Source organism: Pokkaliibacter sp. CJK22405, from assembly GCF_046614695.1.
GTDB lineage: Bacteria > Pseudomonadota > Gammaproteobacteria > Pseudomonadales > Balneatricaceae > Pokkaliibacter.
Genome location: NZ_JBKKHQ010000017.1, coordinates 1 through 21,803 on the forward strand (window position 1 = coordinate 1; position 21,803 = coordinate 21,803).

At 56.8% G+C, this 21,803-nt stretch carries 14 protein-coding genes; 8 read left to right on the top strand and 6 right to left on the bottom strand.

Translation table 11 applies throughout. From position 1 onward, the window contains the following. Positions 1-28 precede the first annotated feature (28 nt). The 3 genes from ACKC9G_RS13040 to ACKC9G_RS13050 all read right to left on the bottom strand — a co-directional run bounded on the left by ACKC9G_RS13040 (position 29) and on the right by ACKC9G_RS13050 (position 3,856). A complete protein-coding gene (locus ACKC9G_RS13040) occupies positions 29-775 on the bottom strand; it encodes a TetR/AcrR family transcriptional regulator (protein WP_411406053.1) in 747 nt (248 codons plus the stop codon). Between the two features lie 191 nt (positions 776-966). Further along, a complete protein-coding gene (locus tag ACKC9G_RS13045) occupies positions 967-2,337 on the bottom strand; it encodes an aspartate aminotransferase family protein (RefSeq protein ID WP_411406055.1) in 1,371 nt (456 codons plus the stop codon). A gap of 19 nt (positions 2,338-2,356) precedes the next feature. Next, positions 2,357-3,856, bottom strand: coding sequence for an aldehyde dehydrogenase (locus ACKC9G_RS13050; protein ID WP_411406057.1), 1,500 nt, complete (start codon positions 3,854-3,856; stop codon positions 2,357-2,359). 399 nt (positions 3,857-4,255) lie between these two features. On the opposite strand from ACKC9G_RS13050, the gene ACKC9G_RS13055 reads away from it, so the two are divergent. From ACKC9G_RS13055 to ACKC9G_RS13080, 6 genes are all read left to right on the top strand, one after another. After that, entirely contained in the window at positions 4,256-5,119 is an 864-nt protein-coding gene (locus ACKC9G_RS13055) for a gamma-glutamyl-gamma-aminobutyrate hydrolase family protein (protein WP_411406059.1), read from the top strand. Further along, positions 5,109-6,494: a glutamine synthetase family protein gene (locus ACKC9G_RS13060; protein WP_411406061.1), complete on the top strand. Its 1,386-nt coding sequence runs from the start codon at positions 5,109-5,111 to the stop codon at positions 6,492-6,494. The genes ACKC9G_RS13055 and ACKC9G_RS13060 overlap by 11 nt, the downstream gene beginning before the upstream one ends. A gap of 370 nt (positions 6,495-6,864) precedes the next feature. Further along, the gene (gene potA / locus ACKC9G_RS13065; protein ID WP_411406063.1) at positions 6,865-8,001 is read left to right on the top strand and encodes a polyamine ABC transporter ATP-binding protein; all 1,137 of its coding nucleotides are present in this window, start codon (positions 6,865-6,867) and stop codon (positions 7,999-8,001) included. Continuing rightward, on the top strand, positions 7,998-8,909 hold the full coding sequence (locus tag ACKC9G_RS13070; RefSeq protein ID WP_411406065.1) for an ABC transporter permease subunit: 912 nt from the start codon (positions 7,998-8,000) through the stop codon (positions 8,907-8,909). Before potA ends, ACKC9G_RS13070 begins: the two co-directional genes overlap by 4 nt. Then, on the top strand, positions 8,896-9,711 hold the full coding sequence (locus tag ACKC9G_RS13075; RefSeq protein ID WP_411406067.1) for an ABC transporter permease subunit: 816 nt from the start codon (positions 8,896-8,898) through the stop codon (positions 9,709-9,711). Before ACKC9G_RS13070 ends, ACKC9G_RS13075 begins: the two co-directional genes overlap by 14 nt. A 320-nt stretch (positions 9,712-10,031) precedes the next feature. Beyond that, on the top strand, positions 10,032-10,634 hold the full coding sequence (locus ACKC9G_RS13080) for a manganese efflux pump MntP family protein (RefSeq protein ID WP_411406069.1): 603 nt from the start codon (positions 10,032-10,034) through the stop codon (positions 10,632-10,634). Positions 10,635-10,684: 50 nt separating this feature from the next. Here ACKC9G_RS13080 and ACKC9G_RS13085 read toward each other — a convergent pair whose 3' ends face one another. Then, entirely contained in the window at positions 10,685-11,380 is a 696-nt protein-coding gene (locus tag ACKC9G_RS13085; RefSeq protein WP_411406071.1) for a GntR family transcriptional regulator, read from the bottom strand. Between the two features lie 265 nt (positions 11,381-11,645). Between ACKC9G_RS13085 and ACKC9G_RS13090 the strand changes: the two genes are divergently transcribed. Together ACKC9G_RS13090 and putA are read left to right on the top strand one after the other, a co-directional pair. After that, complete coding sequence (locus tag ACKC9G_RS13090) at positions 11,646-12,386, top strand: hypothetical protein (protein WP_411406073.1); 741 nt, start codon at positions 11,646-11,648, stop codon at positions 12,384-12,386. 595 nt (positions 12,387-12,981) lie between these two features. Continuing rightward, on the top strand, positions 12,982-16,932 hold the full coding sequence (putA, locus tag ACKC9G_RS13095; RefSeq protein WP_411406075.1) for a trifunctional transcriptional regulator/proline dehydrogenase/L-glutamate gamma-semialdehyde dehydrogenase: 3,951 nt from the start codon (positions 12,982-12,984) through the stop codon (positions 16,930-16,932). A 168-nt stretch (positions 16,933-17,100) separates the two neighbouring features. Here putA and adeC read toward each other — a convergent pair whose 3' ends face one another. Together adeC and ACKC9G_RS13105 are read right to left on the bottom strand one after the other, a co-directional pair. Further along, positions 17,101-18,618, bottom strand: coding sequence for an AdeC/AdeK/OprM family multidrug efflux complex outer membrane factor (gene adeC / locus ACKC9G_RS13100; RefSeq protein ID WP_411406077.1), 1,518 nt, complete (start codon positions 18,616-18,618; stop codon positions 17,101-17,103). Then, positions 18,615-21,788 (bottom strand): efflux RND transporter permease subunit, encoded by a 3,174-nt coding sequence (locus ACKC9G_RS13105; RefSeq protein WP_411406079.1) that lies wholly within the window; start codon positions 21,786-21,788, stop codon positions 18,615-18,617. Before ACKC9G_RS13105 ends, adeC begins: the two co-directional genes overlap by 4 nt. Positions 21,789-21,803 lie beyond the last annotated feature (15 nt).

Here is a 21,803-nt window from a genome sequence, read left to right on the forward strand (position 1 = left end):
CCAGGGGCGCTTTTTTTATGCGGCGGGTTTAGTCGCTAAGCATATTGCCGTCAGGGTATTTCTTTTTCGCCGGCTTCTTCTTTTTGCTCTTCTTGATGTTTTTGCTGTCTTTAACGGGCTTGGCTGTTTTGCCTGACTTTTCGGTTTTGGTCGTTTTCTTCGGCGATTTTGGCAGGCGTGTCGACTGCAGCTGCGCGACTTCAGCATTTTGCAGCTGGCTCATTACATCGCGAACATGCATTGCCAGAGCCTCCGGGTCAGGCTCAGCTTGTGATCCCAGAAGGGCGCTGAGCTGCCAGGGGCCGGTGAAGCGCCCAGTGAGATGGCTGGCCAGATCCTGCTGAGCGGTATCCAGTGAAAAGCGGGCAAAGGCTTCATCACTGGGGGCGACCAAGACCTGCAGCAGGCGCTCATGCAGGACCGGGCTGGTATCGCCAATAATGGCGCGAACCAGTGCGCTGGTCTGGGGTGAGAGCCAAAAGCGCAGCAGCATCAGGCAGGCTTCTTCCTGTTCTCTAGGTTTGGCGGGCTGGGTGGTCAGAATGGGCTGAAGTACAGCGTCCGCGTAGGTTTCGATCAGCTCGCTAAAGAGACCATCCCGATTACCAAACCAGGCATAGAGCGTTTCTTTGGAGGCGCCGACCGCCTTGGCGATGGCCAGCATGCTGATGGCCTGATTACCGGGAGCGAGCAACAGCTCGTGCGCTGCCGAGAGGATTTCCTGACGACGCTCCTGACGGCGTTCCAGTTGGGTGGGTACAGCAGACTCAGCCATATGGTTTCCTTGGAGATTGCAGTCCGGGAAGTAGACCCATGAGTACGCTTAAGAGTAACAGCTCCGCGAGGGCTTTTGATGACAGTGGGATGACGGTTTCATGTCAGTGTGTGCGAGAGTGGGTGTCCGTGCTGTCGGTAATAAAAAAGCGCCCCGCGGGGCGCTTTGATGATCTTTGCGTGTGAATGGGTTTAGCCTTTCACTGAGGCTTGCGTCAGGTCCAGACACTTCCAGGCTTTCTCGACCAGCTCGTCGATCTGCGCATGGGTCAGAATAAAGGGCGGGGCAATAATCATGGTATCGCCGACGGCACGCATGACGATGCCATTACTGAAGCAGTGGTCACGGCATTGGGTGCCAACCCCCTGAGCGGAGTCAAAACGCGTGTGGCTGGCTTTGTCTTTCACCAGCTCAATGGCGCCGAAGAAGCCAAGGCCGCGTACTTCACCGACCAGCGGGTGATCTTTCAGGCCAGCCAGCTTCTGTTGCAGGTAGGGGCCGACATCCTCAGCAATGCGCTCAACCAGTTTTTCCTCCTTGAGGATTTTGAGGTTGGCCATCGCCACCGAGCAGGCCACCGGATGACCTGAGTAGGTAAAGCCATGATAGAACTCACCGGCTTCGCCCATCAGCACTTCACTGACTTTATGGCTGACCATCACACCACCCAGCGGCACGTAGCCCGAGGTGATGCCTTTGGCCACGGGCATCAGGTCCGGCTTGATGCCGTAGTACTCAGCGCCAAACCATTTGCCGGTACGGCCAAAGCCGCAGATAACCTCATCCGTGACCAGCAAAATGCCGTACTCATCACAGATTTTCTGGATTTCAGGCCAGTAGGTGGAAGGCGGAATGATGACACCACCGGCACCCTGAATCGGCTCGCCAATAAAAGCGGCAACCTTATCCGGGCCGATGCGCTCAATGGCCTCGCGCAGCTCATTGGCGCGGGCAAGACCAAATTCCTCCGGCGAAATATCTTGCCCTTCACCGTACCAGTAGGGCTGGTTGATGTGGGTGATGTCCGGCACGGTCGCGCCCATTTGCTTGTGCACGGCTTCAAAGCCGCCAAGGCTTGCGCCGCCCAGGGTGCTGCCGTGATAACCGTTTTTGCGGGAGATAATCACCCGGCGATTGGGCTGATCTTTCAGCTGCCAGTAACGCCAGATCATACGGATCACGGTGTCATTGGCCTCAGAGCCTGAGCCGGTGAAGAACACCTGATCAAACCCCGGAGCAAGTTCTGTCAGCTGCCGTGACAGCTCAATCGCCGGCGGGTGTGAGGTCTGGAAAAAGTTGTTGTAGTACGGCAGCTCCATCAGCTGCTGGTAGGCGGCATCGGCCAGTTCCTTGCGGCCATAACCGACGTTAACGCACCAGAGACCGGCCATGCCATCGAGAATCTTGTTACCGTCGACATCCCAGATATAGGCACCTTCGGCGCGGGTGATAATGCGCGACCCTTTCTTCGCCAGATCTTTAAAATCGGTGAAAGGGTGCAGGTGATGCTGACTGTCCAGCTGCTGCCATTCGGCGCGGTTACGTTGTGGCACCTGTGACATGATGACCCTCCTTGCCTGATCAGCTCAGTTTGATCCACGTAGTTTTCAGTTCGGTGTACTTATCAAAGGCATGGAGGGATTTGTCCCTGCCGATGCCGGACTGACGGTAGCCGCCAAAAGGCACGGTGATATCGTCAGCGTCATAGCAATTCACATACACCATGCCGGAGCGAATGCCACGGCTGATGCGGTAGGCGGTGTTGATGTTGGCGGTCCAGACCGCCGCGCCCAGTCCATAGCAGGTATCGTTCGCGACCCTGAGGGCTTCCTCGGCGTCTTTGACTTTCACCACGACCAGCACCGGCCCGAAAATTTCTTCCTGAGCGATGCGCATATCGTTGGTGACATCGGTAAAGACGGTCGGCTCGACGTAATAGCCGCCGGACTCTTCCCGTGCCTGACCACCGCCCACGGCGAGGGTGGCGCCTTCATCAAGACCGATGCTGATGTACTCCAGAACCCGCTCCATGTGTTGTTTTTCCACCATGGCACCAAGGCCGGTGTCAGGGTCAAGCGGGTCGCCCGGTTGCAGGCTGGCGGCGACCTCGGCAATCACGGCGATGACTTCATCGTGAATGCTCTCCTGCACGATCAGGCGTGAGCCTGCGGTACACATTTCGCCCTGATTAAAGAAGATGCCCCAGGCCGCGGCTGTCGCGGCGGCTGTCACATCCTCACAGTCGGCGAGAATGATGTGCGGCGACTTACCGCCACATTCGAGACCGACTTTCTTAAGATTCGACTGACCGGCGTACTGCATAAAGAGCTTGCCGACCTCGGTAGAACCGGTGAAGGCGAGGGCATCGACATCCATATGCAGGCCAAGGTGTTTGCCTGCGGTGGGGCCAAAGCCCGGCACCACGTTAAACACGCCGGGAGGAATGCCCGCCTCAAGGGCCAGTTCTGCAAGACGGGTGGCGGTGAGGGGCGACTGTTCAGCCGGTTTCAGCACCACCGAGTTGCCCGCCGCAAGGGCCGGGCCAAGCTTCCACGCCGCCATGATCATCGGGAAATTCCAGGGCACCACAATGCCGACCACGCCCACAGGTTCGCGGGTAATGGTGGCGACGGCGTTATCCGCCGTGGGGGCTACTTCGTCATAAATCTTGTCGATGGCTTCGCCGTACCAGGCGATGCAGCGCGCCGTGGCAGGCACGTCGATGCTCAGGCTGTCGCGGATGGGTTTACCCATGTTGAGGGTTTCGGTCAGCGCCAGTTCATTACCGTGCTGGCGAATCAGTTCGGCCCAGCGCAGCATCACCGCTTTGCGCTCCGCGGGGGATTTTCCTGCCCAGCGACGGTCTTCAAAAGCGTCACGGGCAGCGCTGACGGCAATGTCGATATCCGCCTCGGCGCACTCGGTCATCTCCGCGAGCACCTTGCCGGTGGCGGGGTTCACCAGCGGGAAGGTTTTGCCGCTTTTGGCGCTATAGGGCTTGCCGTTGATGAGGCCGTGGGTCTGAAAGTGCAGGCTGGATGCCAGTGCCTGCCATTGTTGATAGTTGAGTGCCTGGGACATGGTTCGCTCCGGGAAATGGTTGAATCACCCCGTTCGGGGTACGCGACCTCGCCGGAGGATTTCGTTGAAGCTCTGCTCAGCAGCCTAGCATGGCAAAAATGTGATCACAATTACCCGAAGACGACATCCTGTGGATGTCTCCTGTACGGAGTGCTGCCGCCTGTCGAGCTGGCACTGTGGCCCATTCTCGGGTGGGTAATGCGGTTCACCTGCGGCAGTCAGAGCCTGTAGCTGTGCAGAATATTTGGAATCACAGTAACGCCTGGCTCTATTCATAGCTGCCGGGGTAGGCCGAGCACAAGGTCTCCTGGGGCTGAGTCAGGGTAGCCGTTCGGGCTATTGACAAGGCTTTGGAAAACGTGATCACTATATTCACGCCCCTGACCCACGAGGTGACTTATGGCCGAGGCAAGGCCCCTCATTGGATTACAGTCGGATGTCTTTCTCCGCGGCTCTGCACCTTTTCACGGGGTCGGTGAGAAATATATTCAGGCCCTGACGCACGGGGCTGATGCTTATCCCTGGTTACTCCCCGCATTGCTGGTGCCAGGACAGGAACTGACGCCTGTTTCTGATGACTACCTCGATGGGCTGCTGGCCCGGATGGATGGCCTTTTTCTTCCGGGCAGCCACTCCAACCTTGAGGGCTGGCGCTACGGCCTGCCGCCAGATCCCGATGACTCATCCCAACGTGACCCCCAACGAGATGCCTCCAGTCTGCTGCTGATCCGTCGTGCGCTGTCGATGGGCATGCCGATTCTGGCGGTGTGCCGCGGCATGCAGGAGGTCAATGTCGCTCTGGGCGGCACCCTGCATCCTTTCCTGCATCAGGTCGAGGGTTTGCAGGAGCATCGTGAAGACAAGGATGCGCCCCGCGAAGAACAATATCGTTACGCCCACCGCCTGACCTTGCTGCAAGGTGGTGCACTTTCCTCCATGACTCAAACCTGCCACTGGCAAGTCAACTCCCTGCATGGGCAGGGGATTGATCGGCTGGCACCTGACTTGCAGGCTGAAGCCTGGGCGGAAGACGGTTTGGTGGAAGCTTTTTCTTTCCCTGACGACTCGCGCTGGCTGATTGGTGTGCAATGGCATCCGGAATGGCGTTACGCCGAGGATGCGCTTTCGACTCAGTTATTTGCCCGCTTCGGTGAGGCCGCGCGTCGTTATCGTCAACAACGTCTTAATACGTCCTCTCCTCAGGCCCTTTGCGCTGCGAAGGGGGAGACGACGGATCCATCAGGAGACCACTATGTCCGATGAAAACAAGGGTGTGAGCCCTAATCTGGAAGATGCTCATGCCTTTTTGGCCCAGCATCCGGATATTGAAGTCTTCGAGCTGCTGATTCCCGACACCAATGGTGTTGTGCGTGGTAAATGGGTGCCCCGTAGTGCGGTCGCCAAAGTGCTTTCCAGCGGTATTCGTCTGCCCAGCTCCCTGTTTGCGCTGGATATCTGGGGTAATGATGTCTCTGACAGCGGGCTGGTGTTTGAGACCGGTGACCGCGATGCACTCTGCCTGCCGGTAGGCCGTTCGCTGAAAGAGGTGCCCTGGCTCAAGCGCCGTACGGCGCAGATTGTGATGTCCATGTACGAAAACGATGGCTCACCGTTCTTTGGCGATCCGCGCCATCGTCTGCAGCATATCTGTGATCTGTTTGGCAAACTCGGCCTGCGCCCGGTGGTGGCGATTGAACTTGAGTTTTATCTGCTGGACCGTGAGCCCGCACCGGATGGCCGTCCGCAGCCGCCAATGTCACCCACGACAGGGCGCCGACAGTTTACGAACCAGGTCTATGGTATTGAAGAACTTCATGAATTTGAGGACTTCTTCGACGGTATCTCCCGTGCCGCTTCCCTGCAGGGACTGCCGGTGGATACCACGGTCGCCGAGCAGGCGCCGAACCAGTATGAGATCAACCTGCATCACGTTTCTGATGCTGTGCAGGCAGCAGAGCACGCGATTCTGCTCAAGCGTGTCATCAAAGGGGTTGCCCAGGCTGACCTGATGAACGCGACCTTTATGGCCAAGCCTTATGGCGACATGGCAGGTAACGGCATGCACATTCACTTCAGTCTGATCGATAAAGACGGCAAGAACGTCTTTGATGACGGCTCGCCGACGGGCAGTGAGATGCTGCGCCACGCTATTGGCGGTATGACCGATACCATGGCCGATGTGATGGCCTTTCTGGCACCGAACATTAACTCCTATCGCCGTTTTCAGGCAGGTAGCCATGCGCCGGTTCATCCATGCTGGGGCTATGACAATCGCAGTACGGCACTGCGTATTCCTTCCGGTGAGCGTTCGGCCATTCGTATTGAACATCGCGTCGGCGGTGCCGATGCCAACCCCTTCCTGTCCATGGCGGCGGTGCTGGCAGGCGCCTATCACGGTATTGCCAACAAAATTGAGCCACCTGCGCCCACGGTCGGTAATGCCTATGCCCAGTATGAGGCCTCGCTGCCGGATAATCTGGCGGAAGCCCTGTTGGCATTTGAAGAGTCCGAGTTCATCAAAACCTATTTCGGTGAAGCTTACATGCGCCTTTACTCCAGCTGTAAGTGGCAGGAGTTGGCGACCTTTGGTAGCCAGGTGACGCAGCTGGAATACGACTCTTATTTGCGTACTGTGTAATACCCCGGTGCGGCGTGGGAATGGGCGCTTTGACATGTCCTGGGCCCAGTAACCACGCCGCTTTTAGCCTTGTTGTATTTTCTTTGTCAGTGGGCAAAAAAATGCGTTGTCCCCGTTGCCAAGGACGTGGGGCATTGTCATGATGTGCGACTCTTTTGCGGGCCGGTTTTTGCCCCGTAAAAGGTGCTAAAAATGCTCTGCGCCGAGTCTCTCGAGCGGGATGTCATTGCACAAGTCCATCGACAACCCAGTAAACCACAACATCACAAACGCCAATGCCGCATCAGGGCCTTACCCCTGAATCGCGAGGGAAATGCAGGAAAGTCGCAAGCAGGCTGTCCACAGGAATGCACAGGAGGAAACCCGGGAAATGAATCTTGAGTCCAGGCCCGCAACCCAGAGCGAATCGGGTGGCACTGAATCCAGTATCCTGCGCATTGAGCAGGTCACCAAAAAATTCGGCCAGATGACAGCGGTGCATCAGGTCAGCCTGGATATCCGCAAAGGCGAGATTTTTGCCCTGTTGGGCGGTTCCGGTTGTGGCAAGACCACCCTGCTGCGCATGCTGGCGGGCTTTGAAGTGCCCAGCGCAGGCCGCATATGGCTGGACGGACAGGACATCAGCTCCCTGCCGCCGTATGAACGCCCCATCAATATGATGTTCCAGTCCTATGCACTGTTTCCCCACATGACGGTGGAGCAGAACATTGCCTTCGGCCTCAAGCAGGACAAACTTTCCCGTAACCAGATTGGTGACCGTGTCGGTCATATGCTGCAACTGGTACACATGAGCCAGTACGCCAAGCGCAAGCCGCATCAGCTCTCTGGCGGTCAGCGCCAGCGTGTTGCCCTGGCACGAAGTCTGGCGAAACACCCCAAACTGCTACTGCTCGATGAGCCCATGGGCGCGCTGGATAAAAAGCTGCGTACCCGTATGCAGCTGGAAGTGGTCGACATCATCGAGAAAGTCGGCGTGACCTGTGTCATGGTGACCCACGATCAGGAAGAGGCCATGACCATGGCAGGCCGGATCGGCATCATGGATAACGGTGAAATCTGCCAGGTCGGCACGCCTTCCGAAGTCTACGAATACCCCAATAGCCGTCTGACGGCGGAGTTCATTGGTTCTGTGAATATTTTCGAAGGGGTGGCGGGCGAGCCTCACGAGGAATACCTGGAAATTGGCTGTGCGGATCTGCCTGCGCCGATTCTGATGGCGCCTAATGCTTCTGTCAGCCCCGGTATGCCGGTGGCCGTCGCTGTCCGGCCTGAGAAGATTTATCTCTCCTGGGAAAAACCTGAGCAGAGCAGCAACTGGGTGCACGGCAAGGTGGAAGATATCGCTTATTTGGGCGGTATCTCGACCTATCACGTGCGCACCGACAGTGAAAAGAAAGTGCTGTGTACCGTCGCCAATATTGAGCGTTCCACGCAGGATCGCCCAACCTGGAATGATGAGATCTACCTCAGCTGGGATCCTCAGGGTGCGGTGGTGCTGACCTCATGAAGAAATTTAACCCGATAGCGCAGCTGGCACGCGGCCGCAACTGGGTGATTTCGCTTCCCTATGTGTGGCTGCTGCTGTTTTTCTTTATCCCGTTTCTGATCGTGCTGAAACTCAGCCTGTCGGAAGCGGCGGTTGCGATTCCGCCTTTCAATGACATCCTTGAATACAGCGATGAAGTCCTGAGCGTTCATCTCAACTTCGGCAATTTTCTCTTTCTGCTGAGTGATGATCTCTACTTTCTTGCGTATCTGTTCAGTCTGAAAACGGCTTTCTTTGCGACGATCCTCTGTCTGCTGGTGGGCTATCCCATGGCCTACTTTATGACCAAGGCCAGCCCCTCGACACGCAACGTGCTGCTGATGCTGGTGATTCTGCCGTCATGGACCTCGTTCCTGATCCGTATTTATGCCTGGATCGGCATTCTGAAAGATAACGGGGTGCTGAATAACTTCCTGATGTGGCTGGGCGTGATCAACGAGCCGCTGACGATTCTGAATACCAATGTGGCGGTCTATATCGGTATCGTTTATGCCTACCTGCCATTCATGATTCTGCCGCTCTATGCCAACCTGCTGAAGCTGGATCACTCCCTGTTGGAAGCCGCATCCGATCTGGGGTGTCGGCCCTGGAAAAGCTTCTTCAAGGTGACGCTGCCGTTGTCGCGTAGCGGCATTATCGCTGGCTCCATGCTGGTGTTTATTCCGGCGGTGGGGGAATTTGTGATTCCATCGCTGCTGGGCGGCGCCAATACTTTGATGATAGGTAAAGTGCTCTGGCAGGAATTCTTCAATAACCGCGACTGGCCGCTGGCCTCGGCGGTAGCCGTCATCATGCTGGCGCTGCTGCTGATTCCGATTGCGCTCTTTAACCGCCATCAGGCGAAGGAGGCGCAAAGTGAAAAAGAATAAGCTGTCTCTCACTGTACTGACGCTGGGCTTTGCTTTTCTCTATCTGCCTATCGTGCTGCTGATCGGCTATTCCTTTAATGAGTCCCGTCTGGTGACGGTCTGGTCCGGCTTCTCCACCAAATGGTATGGCGAGCTGCTGGCGGACACCCAGATGATGGATGCGGTATGGCTGAGCCTTAAAATTGCCATCGCCGCCTCAAGTTGTGCGGTGGTGCTTGGCACCATGGCGGCCTTTGCGTTGGTGCGCTACGGCCGTTTTCGTGGCCATACCCTTTTTGGCAGCATGATTAATGCGCCGCTGGTGATGCCGGATGTCATCACTGGTTTGTCCCTGCTGCTGCTCTTTGTCTCATTGCAGCAGGTGATAGGTTGGCCGTCGGAGCGTGGTGTCACCACGATTCTGCTGGCCCATATCACGTTCTGTACTGCCTATTCGACCATTGTCATTAGCTCGCGTCTTAAGGAGATGGATATCTCTCTGGAAGAGGCAGCGATGGATTTGGGCGCGCGGCCTTTCAAGGTGTTCTGTCAGGTCACGCTGCCGATCATCGCGCCGTCACTGGCAGCGGGCTGGTTGTTGGCTTTCACCCTGTCCATGGATGATCTGGTGATTTCCAGCTTCGTTTCCGGGCCAGGTTCAACCACCTTGCCTATGGTCGTGTTCTCCAGTGTGCGCCTGGGGCTAAGCCCAAAAATCAACGCCCTGGCAACGCTGATTGTGCTGGTGGTGACCGTGGCCGTGTTGGTTGCCTGGTGGTTCTCTCGCCGGGCAGAGAGGATTCGCGCCGAGACTGCTGAATAACGCCTTTCTGCGTTGAACGTCTGTAAAAAGGCCTGCATGTCGCGCACTGCAGGCCTTTTTGTTATTCGGTGTGGCTGTCTTTTTAGTTGATTTATTTGAGGGCTGCTGATAGGGTTTGCCCCGTCTTTGGGGAGTAGCTCTACTACCTTGGGTAGCAGGGTCTGTATCAACATAGTCGGCACCTCATTGTGCCGTGGTGCAGATCACCGTCCTGACACGTTCAGTGTCACGACAGGTCAGCGAGACCATCGACAATCATCGCGATAAGGGCCGGGCGCGAGATTGTCGTGGTTATTTGCCTGGCCTGGATAAATCAAACCGTGAGCTTTTTAGCGCTTTTCATTATTGCCTTGGCGATGTCGACAGATGCTTTTGCTGTTGCTATCGGACGCGGTATCTCCACGCCTGTTCATTCCATTTTTTCCGCACTTAAAATTGGTCTGTTGTTTGGCCTGATCGAAGGGATTACCCCCCTGATTGGCTGGGCGATTGGCGTCGGTGCCAGTCGCTTTATTACAGAGTGGGATCACTGGGTCGCTTTTGCTGTGCTACTGCTGTTGGGTCTTCGCATGATTCGTGAAGGCTTCAGCAAGGAAGAAGAGCACGAGGAGGCGCAGCCCTCTCAGGCCGAGTCCGGTATGAAGGGTGTGATGATGACCTGCATGAGTGCCGTGGCGACCAGTCTGGATGCATTGGCGGTAGGGGTCAGTCTGGCCTTTGCTGATGTCAGTATCGTGCAGGCAGCCATCATGATCGGTATCGCAACAACGGTAATGGTGACCCTGGGTGTGCTGCTGGGAAATCGCCTGGGTGAGCTGGTGGGCAAGCGCGCCGAAGCCTTAGGTGGCCTGATGCTGATTCTGGTCGGTATTGCTATCGTTTACGAACACACGCACCCAGCGACATTGGCCGGACTGGGCTAAAGCGTTATTTCTCATTAAATGTTCCCGACAGCGCTGGCGCCAATGCTGCGCTAGCTGTCTGTCCGGGCCGCCATTAGCAGCTCTTCCTGAGTCAGGCTGCCCATCCCATCCCGAATATCGCCTTCGATGGCTAACCGCAATGCCAGCGCATCCCTGTTCTCAATGGCATGCAGCGCTTCGGCATGACGGTCGAGGACGTAAGAAGCTCCAATCTTGCCAAGTACCATTCGCATAAAGGGGCCGAACTGTAACCAGAGGCTCTCGATGAGCGGAATCAGTACCTGAGAATCACCGGCGCGATAGAGCGTCAGATGGAACATCTGGTTCTTTTGCAGATAGGTGGAAACATCACCACTGGCGAGCGCCTCATCGACTTCCTGATCCAGTGCCCGCAGGGTTTCCAATAGCGCGGCGTCCACGCGGGGCAAGGCTCGCACTGCGGCCAGTGTTTCCAGCGCGATGCGTGCCCCAGCAAGTTCTTCCAGCTTGTCGGGAGTCATGCGCGGCACCGTTACGCGCCGGTTTGCCTGAAGCTCCAGCGCTCTCTCGGCGACCAGACGGCGCAAGGCTTCGCGTACAGGCATCAGGCTGACATCCAGTAAAGCGGCAGCGCCGCGAATCGTGATGCTGTGGCCGGGCTTGAACTGCCCGGTCATGATGGCCTGTCGCAGGGCGCGATAGACCCACTCCTGTAGCGTTTCTCCGACTTTGCGGTCGGGCGCGATAAAGGCAGGGGCTCGGCTCAAATGCGCTCTCCATGGTCATGAGGATGACTGAAAGTGAGTGTAGCAAAATCACTCTGTGAGCACATTTTTCCTTGGCCCTCATGCCTGAGGCTGCTCACAGCGGGGATGGTGTCGGTGGGCGCCGATCTTTCTCACTAAAATGAGATCACAAATGATGTATCAGACCGAAACCCGTCTGAGGTTGAACTGTGATGGCCGCTCCGCATAATGCCAAGGTATGGCTGATCTGCATTAGCCACTCCACAGGTTAGAAGAGACGTACGACATGACCGCGATGAAACGCTTGCTGCTTTCTCTCACCGCCCTGAGCTGTCTGGTCGGCGCCCATGCCAGTCAGGCGGCCACGCCTCCCTTGCCCAAGGCGGCCTATCAGGCACAGGCCGATGTTTATGACGTGCGTCACAACCGTCATTATCAGGCGATGGTGAATGCAAATGCGCTGGTAATGCGGATGAAGGTCGCCAAACCGGTGGATCTTAGCAAGTTACCCGGTGATGCCATTGTGGTCGTGGCAGATCAGGGCACTGAATCCGCCTTTATGTATCCCACGGGACGCCTGGCGCCAAATGAAAAGATGGTCATGCGTGCGACCCTCCAGCAGGCCAGCCGCTTTCTGGGTGGCATCACTACCGATATTCGTCAGTTTGAAGGTACGCCTGGTCAGCAGCGCACCATTGCTGGTGAACACTGCCGGGAGTGGAAACTGCATGATAAGGCGGGTTCTTTGCCTGACACCAACGCCTGCTTGACCGATGATGGTGTGCTGTTGTCGGTGGTGCAACCCGGTATCAGTACGCCACTCTATCTGGTCTCCAATATTGAGCGAGGCCCACAGGCAGCTTCTCTCTTTATGCCGCCCGCGGGCTATCAGGTCATGAATGTCGGCGGCATGCTGGGGCTACCCGGGCTTTTCGGCCAGGGCAGTAGCTCCACCGAGGGTGGTGACCTTGGCTCGATGCTGCAGAATATTGATCCGAGCGTGCTTCAGGGGCTGTTGGGCCAATAGTTGAAGCGTAACCGTTTTTTGGAATGGTTTTTGATCACTTCCTGACCGCTTATTCAGAAGTTTCTCTCGCTGTGACCGGGCAACCCGGTCGCAGTTTTCCTCGTTAGCCCCCTGTTTTTTCTGCTTTTTAAGCCCTTCCTTCTCTACTCTTCGTGGTCTTTCAGGCCGACTCATTAGTTTTAGTCGATGCTTTATTCATTATATTGCATGCAATTTTTACCCTTTCATCCCGAGAAATCGTAGCTAATAACAGAAAAGTGATACGACGTTTATGCGTATCAAAAGGTAGCACCATGCAAAGCAGTCTGCCCCTTTTGGTAGCACGTTTCGGGGCTGAGTCTGGTTGCACCTGCCTTTGCGGTTGGCCTGCGAGTTGCACTATTTAAAAGCACAGTAAAGCGCGTAGTACCTCTGCAAAGCACGGCATGTCAGCTTTTAGGTGGAAAAAGTTGCACCTTTTATTTGTGGTGCAACCTATTAGAAAAAATAGGGTTGCACCTTGTGCTGTAAAGGGTTGCACCTTTTTTCGTCGCTGACATAATTCTGAAGGATTCAACCTGGGATGCAGGCCCATGGGCTGCAAGTGAGGAAACACATGGCTACCACAACGCTTGGCGTCAAACTCGACGAACCTACCCGCGAGCGGCTTAAAGATGCTGCCCGTCGTATTGACCGCACACCACACTGGCTGATCAAGCAGGCGATATTCACCTATCTTGAACAGTTGGAGAAGGGTGAAGTCACCAAGGAAAGTATGGGTGATGCGGCCGATCAGGGTGAGTTGGTTGAGCACACTGAAACGGCGCGACAGCCTTTCCTCGAATTTGCCGAGAGCATTCAGCCCCAGTCCGTCCTGCGTGCAGCCATTACCTCAGCGTATCGCCGTCCCGAGCAGGAAATGGTGTCCATGCTGCTCGAACAGGCGCGCCTGCCCGAGAAAACCGCCAAAGCTGCTTACGATTTAGCCTTTGACCTGGCGCAGAAGCTGCGTAATCAGAAGAGTGTTGGCGGCCGTTCCGGCATTGTTCAGGGTTTGCTTCAGGAGTTTTCGCTGTCATCCCAGGAAGGCGTGGCGCTTATGTGTCTTGCCGAAGCGCTGCTGCGTATCCCTGACAAAGCCACCCGTGATGCGCTGATCCGCGACAAGATCAGCAACGGCAACTGGAGCCAGCATCTGGGCCACAGCTCTTCCATGTTTGTTAATGCCGCCTCCTGGGGTCTGCTGATCACCGGTAGGCTGGTATCGACCCACAACGAAGCCGGTTTGTCCTCCTCCCTTAACCGCATTATCGGACGCAGTGGTGAGCCGCTGATCCGCAAAGGCGTGGACATGGCGATGCGCCTCATGGGTGAGCAGTTCGTGACCGGTGAAACCATCGGCGAAGCCCTGGCCAATGCCCGTAAGCTGGAATCCCGTGGCTTCCGTTATTCCTATGACATGCTGGGTGAAGCTGCGCTGACCGAAGAGGATGCCAAGCGCTATTTCGCCTCTTACGAGCAGGCAATTCACTCCATCGGTAAAGCTTCCCACGGCCGTGGTATTTACGAAGGCCCTGGCATTTCCATCAAGCTTTCGGCGCTGCACCCACGCTATAGCCGCGCGCAGTACGATCGCGTTATCACCGAGCTGTATCCGCGTCTGTATGCGCTGACCCTGATGGCGAAGCAGTACGATATTGGCATCAACATTGACGCTGAAGAAGCCGATCGTCTGGAAATTTCCCTCGATCTGCTGGAAAAACTTTGCTTTGAGCCCGAACTGGCTGGCTGGAACGGTATTGGCTTTGTTATTCAGGCTTACCAGAAGCGTTGTCCCTTCGCGATTGATTTTGTGATCGATCTGGCCCGCCGCAGCCGTCACCGCCTGATGATTCGCCTGGTGAAAGGCGCGTACTGGGACAGCGAAGTGAAGCTGGCGCAGATGGATGGTCTGGAAGGCTATCCGGTCTATACCCGCAAGGTGTACACCGATGTTTCTTATCTGGCCTGTGCGCGCAAATTACTGGCAGTGCCTGAGGCGATCTATCCCCAGTTTGCGACCCACAATGCCCACTCCCTGGCTGCGATTTATCGTATTGCCGGCCAGAACTACTATCCCGGTCAGTATGAGTTCCAGTGTCTGCACGGTATGGGCGAACCCCTGTACGAGCAGGTTGTAGGTAAAATTGCCGAAGGCAAACTGAACCGTCCTTGCCGTATCTACGCACCGGTGGGCAGCCATGAAACGCTGCTGGCGTACCTCGTGCGTCGTCTGCTGGAGAACGGTGCCAATACCTCTTTCGTTAACCGTATCGCGGATACCGACTTCCCGATCGAGGATCTGGTGGCTGATCCGGTGCATGAGGTGGATCAGATGGCTGCTCGCGAAGGTGAAGTCGGCCTGCCTCATCCGAAGATTCCTCACCCGAGCGCCCTGTATGGCGAGGTGCGCAAGAACTCTATCGGCCTTGATCTGGCCAACGAACACCGTCTGGCTTCCCTGTCCAGCGCGCTACTGAATACCGGTAATGAACCAATTCACGCAGGCCCGATCATGGGTGCGGAAGTTAAAGGCGCGGCTCGTCTTCCGGTGCTTAACCCTTCTGATCACCGCGATGTGGTGGGTGAGGTTCAGGAAGCCGACGTGGTGGATGTGGATAACGCCCTTAACGTCAGCCTGGATGTTGCGCCCATCTGGCAGGCAACCCCGGCGACCGAGCGTGCGGTATTGCTTGAGCGTGCTGCGGACCTGATGGAAGCACAGATGCAACAGCTGATGGGCACCCTGGTACGTGAAGCCGGCAAAACCTACAGCAACGGTATTGCTGAGGTGCGTGAGGCTGTGGACTTCCTGCGGTACTACGCCCTGCAGGTGAAGGAAAACTTTGATAACGGTACCTATCGTCCGCTGGGCCCTGTCGTGTGCATTAGCCCCTGGAACTTCCCGCTGGCTATCTTCACCGGTCAGATTGCGGCAGCACTGGCTGCCGGTAATACCGTACTGGCGAAGCCCGCCGAACAGACGCCGCTGATCGCGTATCAGGCCGTGCGTATTCTGCTGGATGCCGGTATTCCTGAAGGTGTTGTGCAAATGCTGCCCGGTCAGGGTGAAAGCGTGGGTGCCCGTCTGGTGGGTGATGAGCGCGTTAAAGGTGTGATGTTCACCGGTTCTACCGAAGTGGCCGGTATTCTGTCGCGCACCCTTGCCGGTCGTCTGGATGCCCACGGTCGTCCGGTACCGCTGATTGCTGAAACCGGTGGTCAGAATGCCCTGATCGTCGACTCCTCTGCACTGGCAGAACAGGTCGTGGTCGATGTGGTCAAGTCGGCCTTTGACAGCGCCGGTCAACGCTGCTCAGCACTGCGCGTTCTCTGTGTACAGGAAGATGTTGCCGACCGTGTGATCACCATGCTGAAAGGCGCGATGAGCGAATGCCATCTGGGCAATCCTGAGCTGCTTAACTGCGATGTTGGTCCTGTGATTGATGCCGAAGCCAAGCAGGGCATCGAAGCTCACGTTCAGGGCATGCGCGATAAAGGCCGCAAGGTTTATCAGCTTTGCCAGCAGGATCAGGATGTGGTGCGTCAGGGAACCTTTGTTCCGCCAACGCTGATTGAGCTGGATAGTCTGGATGAGCTGGAGCGCGAAGTCTTCGGCCCGGTACTGCACGTGATTCGCTACAAGCGTAAGCATCTGGATCAGCTGGTCGACCAGATCAACGACACCGGTTATGGCCTGACGCTGGGGGTTCATACCCGTATCGATGAGACCATCGCTCAGGTCACCAGTCGTGCCCATGCCGGTAACCAGTACGTGAACCGGAATATCGTCGGTGCGGTGGTTGGCGTGCAGCCCTTCGGTGGTGAAGGTCTTTCCGGTACCGGTCCTAAAGCCGGTGGTCCGCTGTATCTGTACCGTCTGCTGTCTATGCGTCCGCAGGATGCGATCAGCACCGGCCTTAAACTGGCCGACAGCCGCAACGGTGTTGAGAGCAAAGGCCGTGAAGTCATGCTCAAAGCTATCGGTAATCCGCAGGATGAACTGGCGAGCTGGTTCAGCAAGGAAAGCCCAGCGCATGCTGACGTCATGGCGGGCTTCCTGGCCGAAGTACAGACCGGCACCATGCGTCTGCTGGATGGTCCGACCGGTGAGCGCAATACCTACAACATTCTGCCGCGTGACCGTGCGCTGGTGCTGGCCGATCAGGAAACGGATCAGCTGACCGCGATTGCTGCCTGTATGGCGGCAGGTACGGAAGTGCTGATGCCGACTTCTGCCAATGCGCTGCTCAAGCGTCTGCCCGATGCGGTCGCCAAGCGCATCACCCTGACCGATAACTGGCAGCAGGGCAGCGATGCTTTCGATGCCGTCATTCACTTTGGTGACTCTGACCAGCTGGTGGTGGTCTGTCAGGAAGTGGCTGCACGTCCCGGTCCTATCGTCGGTGTGCATGGTCTTGAGCGGGGTGATACGCACCTGGCGCTGGAGCGTCTCTATATCGAGCGTGCCTTGAGTGTGAACACCGCTGCTGCCGGTGGTAACGCCAGCCTGATGACGATTGGTTAAGCCTGTGGGCTAAGCCTTCTTCAGGGTTGTGACGAAAAAGCCCCGCTATTGCGGGGCTTTTTTATGCCGGAGTTTTGGCTATGACGGATTCCGGCGCTGAACCACAGGCAATAAAAAAAGCCCGTCCAATGGACGGGCTTAAAACGCATTTTAACCTTGCAGGTCAGATCAGCGTGGCTGCTCAGCCGGTACTTCCGTCACCGTTTTGGCCTCGGAAGTGTTGGCTGTCATGGCCTGTTGATCCTTCGCGGGGGCGCTCTGGGTGTTTTCCAGCCAGCCGCCGCCCAGCACCTTGTACAGCGTGATCAGGTTGTTCTGGCGGGCCAGACGAACCGTGATCGCATTTTGCTGCGCGGTGTAGAGCGAGCGCTGTGAGTCCAGTACGGTCAGGTAGCTGTCGACGCCGCTACGGAAACGGGCATCGGACAGGTCATAACTGCGCTGACTGGCATCCACCAGTGATTGCTGTGCATCCAGCTGTTCATCCAACGTGCCCTGATCGGCCAGTGCATCCGCGACTTCACGGAAGGCGGTCTGAATGGCTTTCTCATACTGGGCGATGTAGATGTTCTTCTGAATCTTGGCGACATCCAGATTGGCCTGATTCCGACCGGCATTGAAGATCGGCAGGGTAATGGATGGCGCAAAGCTCCAGGCCTGACTGCCACTGTTAAACAGACCGGAGAGTGAGCTACTCGCCGTGCCGTAAGAAGCGGTCAGACTGATGGTCGGAAAGAACGCCGCACGGGCAGCGCCAATGTTGGCATTGGCCGCTTCCAGCTGGTGTTCCGCCTGCAGGATATCCGGACGACGCAGCAGTGCTTCGGAAGGCAGCTGCGGCGGGATTTCCGGCAGCAAGGTCACCATGGCTTTGGTATCAACACTGGCTTTTGGCATCAGATCCTGAGGGATCTCGCTGCCGACCAGCAGGCGCAGGGCATTTAAGTCCTGCGCGACCGCCGAGGTATAACGCGCCGCATCATAACGGGCTGTTTCCACGCTGGTGCGTGCCTGTTGCAGATCAAGCTCGGTGGATACGCCGAGTTCGAAACTGCGTTTGGTCAGATGGAAAGAGTCCTGCTGACTTTTCAGGGTGCCTTTCGCCAGACGCTGACGTTCCTGATCCGCAGCCAGGGTGTAATACGCCGAGGCCACTTCCGAGATCAGGCTGATCTGGGTGCTGCGCTGGGCTTCTTCGGTCGCCAGATACTGCTGCAGCGCCTGAGTCTTCAGGCTCTGGATACGACCAAACAGATCCAGCTCATAGCTGCTGATACCGACGCCCACGTTGTATTGGCTGCCGATGGTGGCTTCACCGCCGTAGCTTAAGTCCGCAGGTGTACGGCTTCGGCTTTCCGTGGCGGAGGCATCCAGCGATGGGAGCTGATCCGCACGCTGGATACGGTAGTTGGCCTGAGCTTCCTGAACATTCAGCGCCGCGACCCGAAGGTCACGGTTGTTGGTCAGGGACAGCGCAATCAGCTGCTCCAGTTGCTGGTCTGCGAAAAAGTCGCGCCAGCCCATGGTGCTCAGATTCAGACCTTGCCCACGCTGTGGCTGATAGGCTTCGCCGATGGGCCAGCTATCGCCGACAGGGGAAGCAGGGCGCTCGTAAGTCGGCGCCATGCTGCAACCTGCCAGGATCACGGCCACCGCGGCCATTGATAAAAGCCTGGGGGTCATCATGGGGTGTTCTCCTCCTGTGACTGAGGCTGGGTCTGTGTCTGGCTGTTCGCGCCTTTACCATTGTGGTGTTTGCTGAACAAACGACGCACGACCACGAAGAAGATAGGTACAAAGATCACGCCCAGCAGGGTGGAGGCAATCATGCCGCCCAGTACGCCGGTACCGATGGCGTTCTGGCTGCCGGAGCCGGCACCGTTGGAGATCACCAGCGGTACAACCCCCAGGCCAAAGGCCAGTGAGGTCATGATGATCGGACGCAGACGCATGCGAATGGCTTCGACAGCGGCTTCCACCAGACCACGACCTTCTTCTTGCAGATCCTTGGCGAATTCGACAATCAGGATGGCGTTTTTCGCCGCCAGACCGATGGTCGTCAACAGGCCGACCTGGAAGTAAACGTCATTGGAAAGACCACGCAAGTCAGTGAACAGCAGGGCGCCTAGGACACCCAGCGGCACGACCAGAATGACCGAGAACGGAATCGACCAGCTTTCATACAGGGCCGCCAGACAGAGGAAGACCACCAGAATCGAGATGGCATAGAGTGCCGGAGCCTGCGAGCCGGAAATCTGCTCTTGCAGGGACAGGCCAGTCCATTCATAGCCCACGCCTCGTGGCATCTGTTTCATGATGCCCTCGACAGCCGCCATGGCATCACCTGAGCTCATGCCAGGCGCAGGGCTACCCTGAATCTGGAAGGCAGGCAGACCGTTGTAACGCACCAGCTGGGGTGAACCGTAGCTCCACTCGCCATGAGAGAAGGCCGAGAAGGGCACCATTTCACCGGAGCTGTTACGCACGTACCACTGGTTAATATCTTCCGGCAGCATGCGAGCGTCAGGCTGACCCTGCATGTACACCTTCTTGATACGTCCCTTGTCGATAAAGTCATTGATGTAGCTACTACCCCAGGCAGTGCTCAGCAGCGAGTTGATATCGGCAATGGACACACCCAACGCACCGGCTTTTTCCTGATCGATATTCAGGTTGTACTGGGGCGAGTCTTCAAGACCATTCGGGCGCACCGCCATCAGCTTCGGATTCTGCGCGGCCATCCCCAGGAACTGGTTACGGGCCTGCAGCAGGGCATCGTGGCCAAGGTTGGCATTGTCCTGAATGTAGAAGTCAAAACCGGTAGCGTTACCCAGCTCGATGACCGCAGGTGGTACGAAGGCAAAGACCATCGCATCCTTGATTTTCGAGAAGGCACCCATGGCACGCCCTGCAATCGCCTGAACTTTCTGGCTGGCGTCAGTACGCTCAGACCAGTCTTTCAGAGAGACGAAGGCAATACCCATGTTCTGACCACGACCAGCAAAGCTGAAGCCGGAGACGGTGAACATGGACTTCATATTGTCCTTCTCGTTGGTCATGAAATAGTCTTCCATCTTCTTCATGACCTGCATGGTACGTTCCTGGGTCGCACCGGCGGGCAGTGTCGCCTGCGCCAGCAGAATGCCCTGATCCTCATCCGGCAGGAAGGAGGTGGGAATACTGCGGAACAGGAAGCCAACGCCGACCAGAATGAGCACATAGATGAGCATCATGCGGCCGCCACGTTTGGCCAGTTTGCCGACCAGTGACTGAGTGCCCGAATTGGTCTTATCAAAACCCTTGTTGAACCAGCCAAACATGCCGCTGTATTCGTGGCCCGGACCGTGACCTTTTTCCACCGGTTTCAGAATGGTGGCGCAAAGGGCGGGCGTCAGGATGATCGCGACCATGACTGACAGAGCCATCGCCGAGACAATGGTGATGGAGAACTGGCGGTATATAACACCGGTGGAGCCGGACATGAAGGCCATGGGTACGAATACCGCTGACAGCACCAGTGCGATACCGACCAGTGCGCCGGTGATCTGTCCCATGGACTTCTTGGTCGCCTCCTTCGGCGGCAGGCCTTCCTCGGACATGATACGTTCGACGTTTTCCACCACGACGATGGCGTCATCCACCAGCAGACCGATGGCCAGTACCATGGCGAACATGGTCAGGGTGTTGATCGAATAGCCGCAGGCGGCGAGTACACCAAAGGTACCCAGCAGAACGACAGGGACCGCAATGGTCGGGATCAGCGTCGCACGGAAACTCTGCATGAAGAGATACATGACCAGGAACACCAGCACGATGGCTTCGCCCAGGGTCTTGATGACCTCTTCAATAGAGATTTTGACGAACGGCGTGGTGTCGTACGGGAATACCGCTTTCATGCCTTCAGGGAAGAAAGGCTCCAGCTCCTTGACCTTGGCCTTGACCATGTCGGCGGTATCCAGCGCGTTCGCGTTGGCGGCAAGCTTGATACCCAGACCAGCAGCAGGCAGACCGTTATAACGGGCAACCACGTCATAGCTCTGGCTACCCAGACCGACGGTGGCAACATCACCCAGACGCACGACAGAACCGTCGCTGTTGACGCGCAGCTGAATCTTGCGGAACTGCTCAGGCGTTTGCAGATAGGACTGCGCGGTAATGGTCGCGTTCAGCTGCTGGCCGGGGACTGCTGGCGTACCACCGAGAGAGCCGGCAGAGACCTGCGCATTCTGCGCGGTAATGGCCGTGCGCACATCCGCTGGCGTCATTTTGTAATTGTTCAGTTTGGCCGGGTCAAGCCAGATGCGCATGGCATAGGGCGAACCGAACAGCTGCAAGTCACCTACGCCCTGCACACGGGACATGGGGTCCTTGATGTTGGAGGAAACATAATCCGCGATGTCATTCTGGTTCATGCTGCCATCTTCGGAATAGAAACCCACCACCATCAGGAAGCTGGCAGAGGATTTGGTCACCGAGATGCCGTTTTGCTGAACCTGACTGGGCAGCAGTGGTGTGGCCAGCTGCAGCTTGTTCTGCACCTGAACCTGAGCAATATCCGGATCAGTGCCGTTATAGAACGTCAGGGTGATCTGGGCATTACCGAAGGAGTCACTGGTCGAGGACATGTATTGCAGGTTGTCGATCCCGGTCATCTGCTGTTCGATGATCTGGGTGACCGAGTCCTGCACGGTTTTCGCCGAGGCGCCCGGATAGCTGGCGCTGATGCTCACCGCCGGAGGCGCAATACTGGGGTACTGCGCGATAGGCAGGGAACGAATTGCCAGGATACCGGCCATCATGACGATGATGGCGAGTACCCAGGCAAAAATCGGCCTGTCGATAAAAAAGCGTGCCATGAAATTATTCCTCTT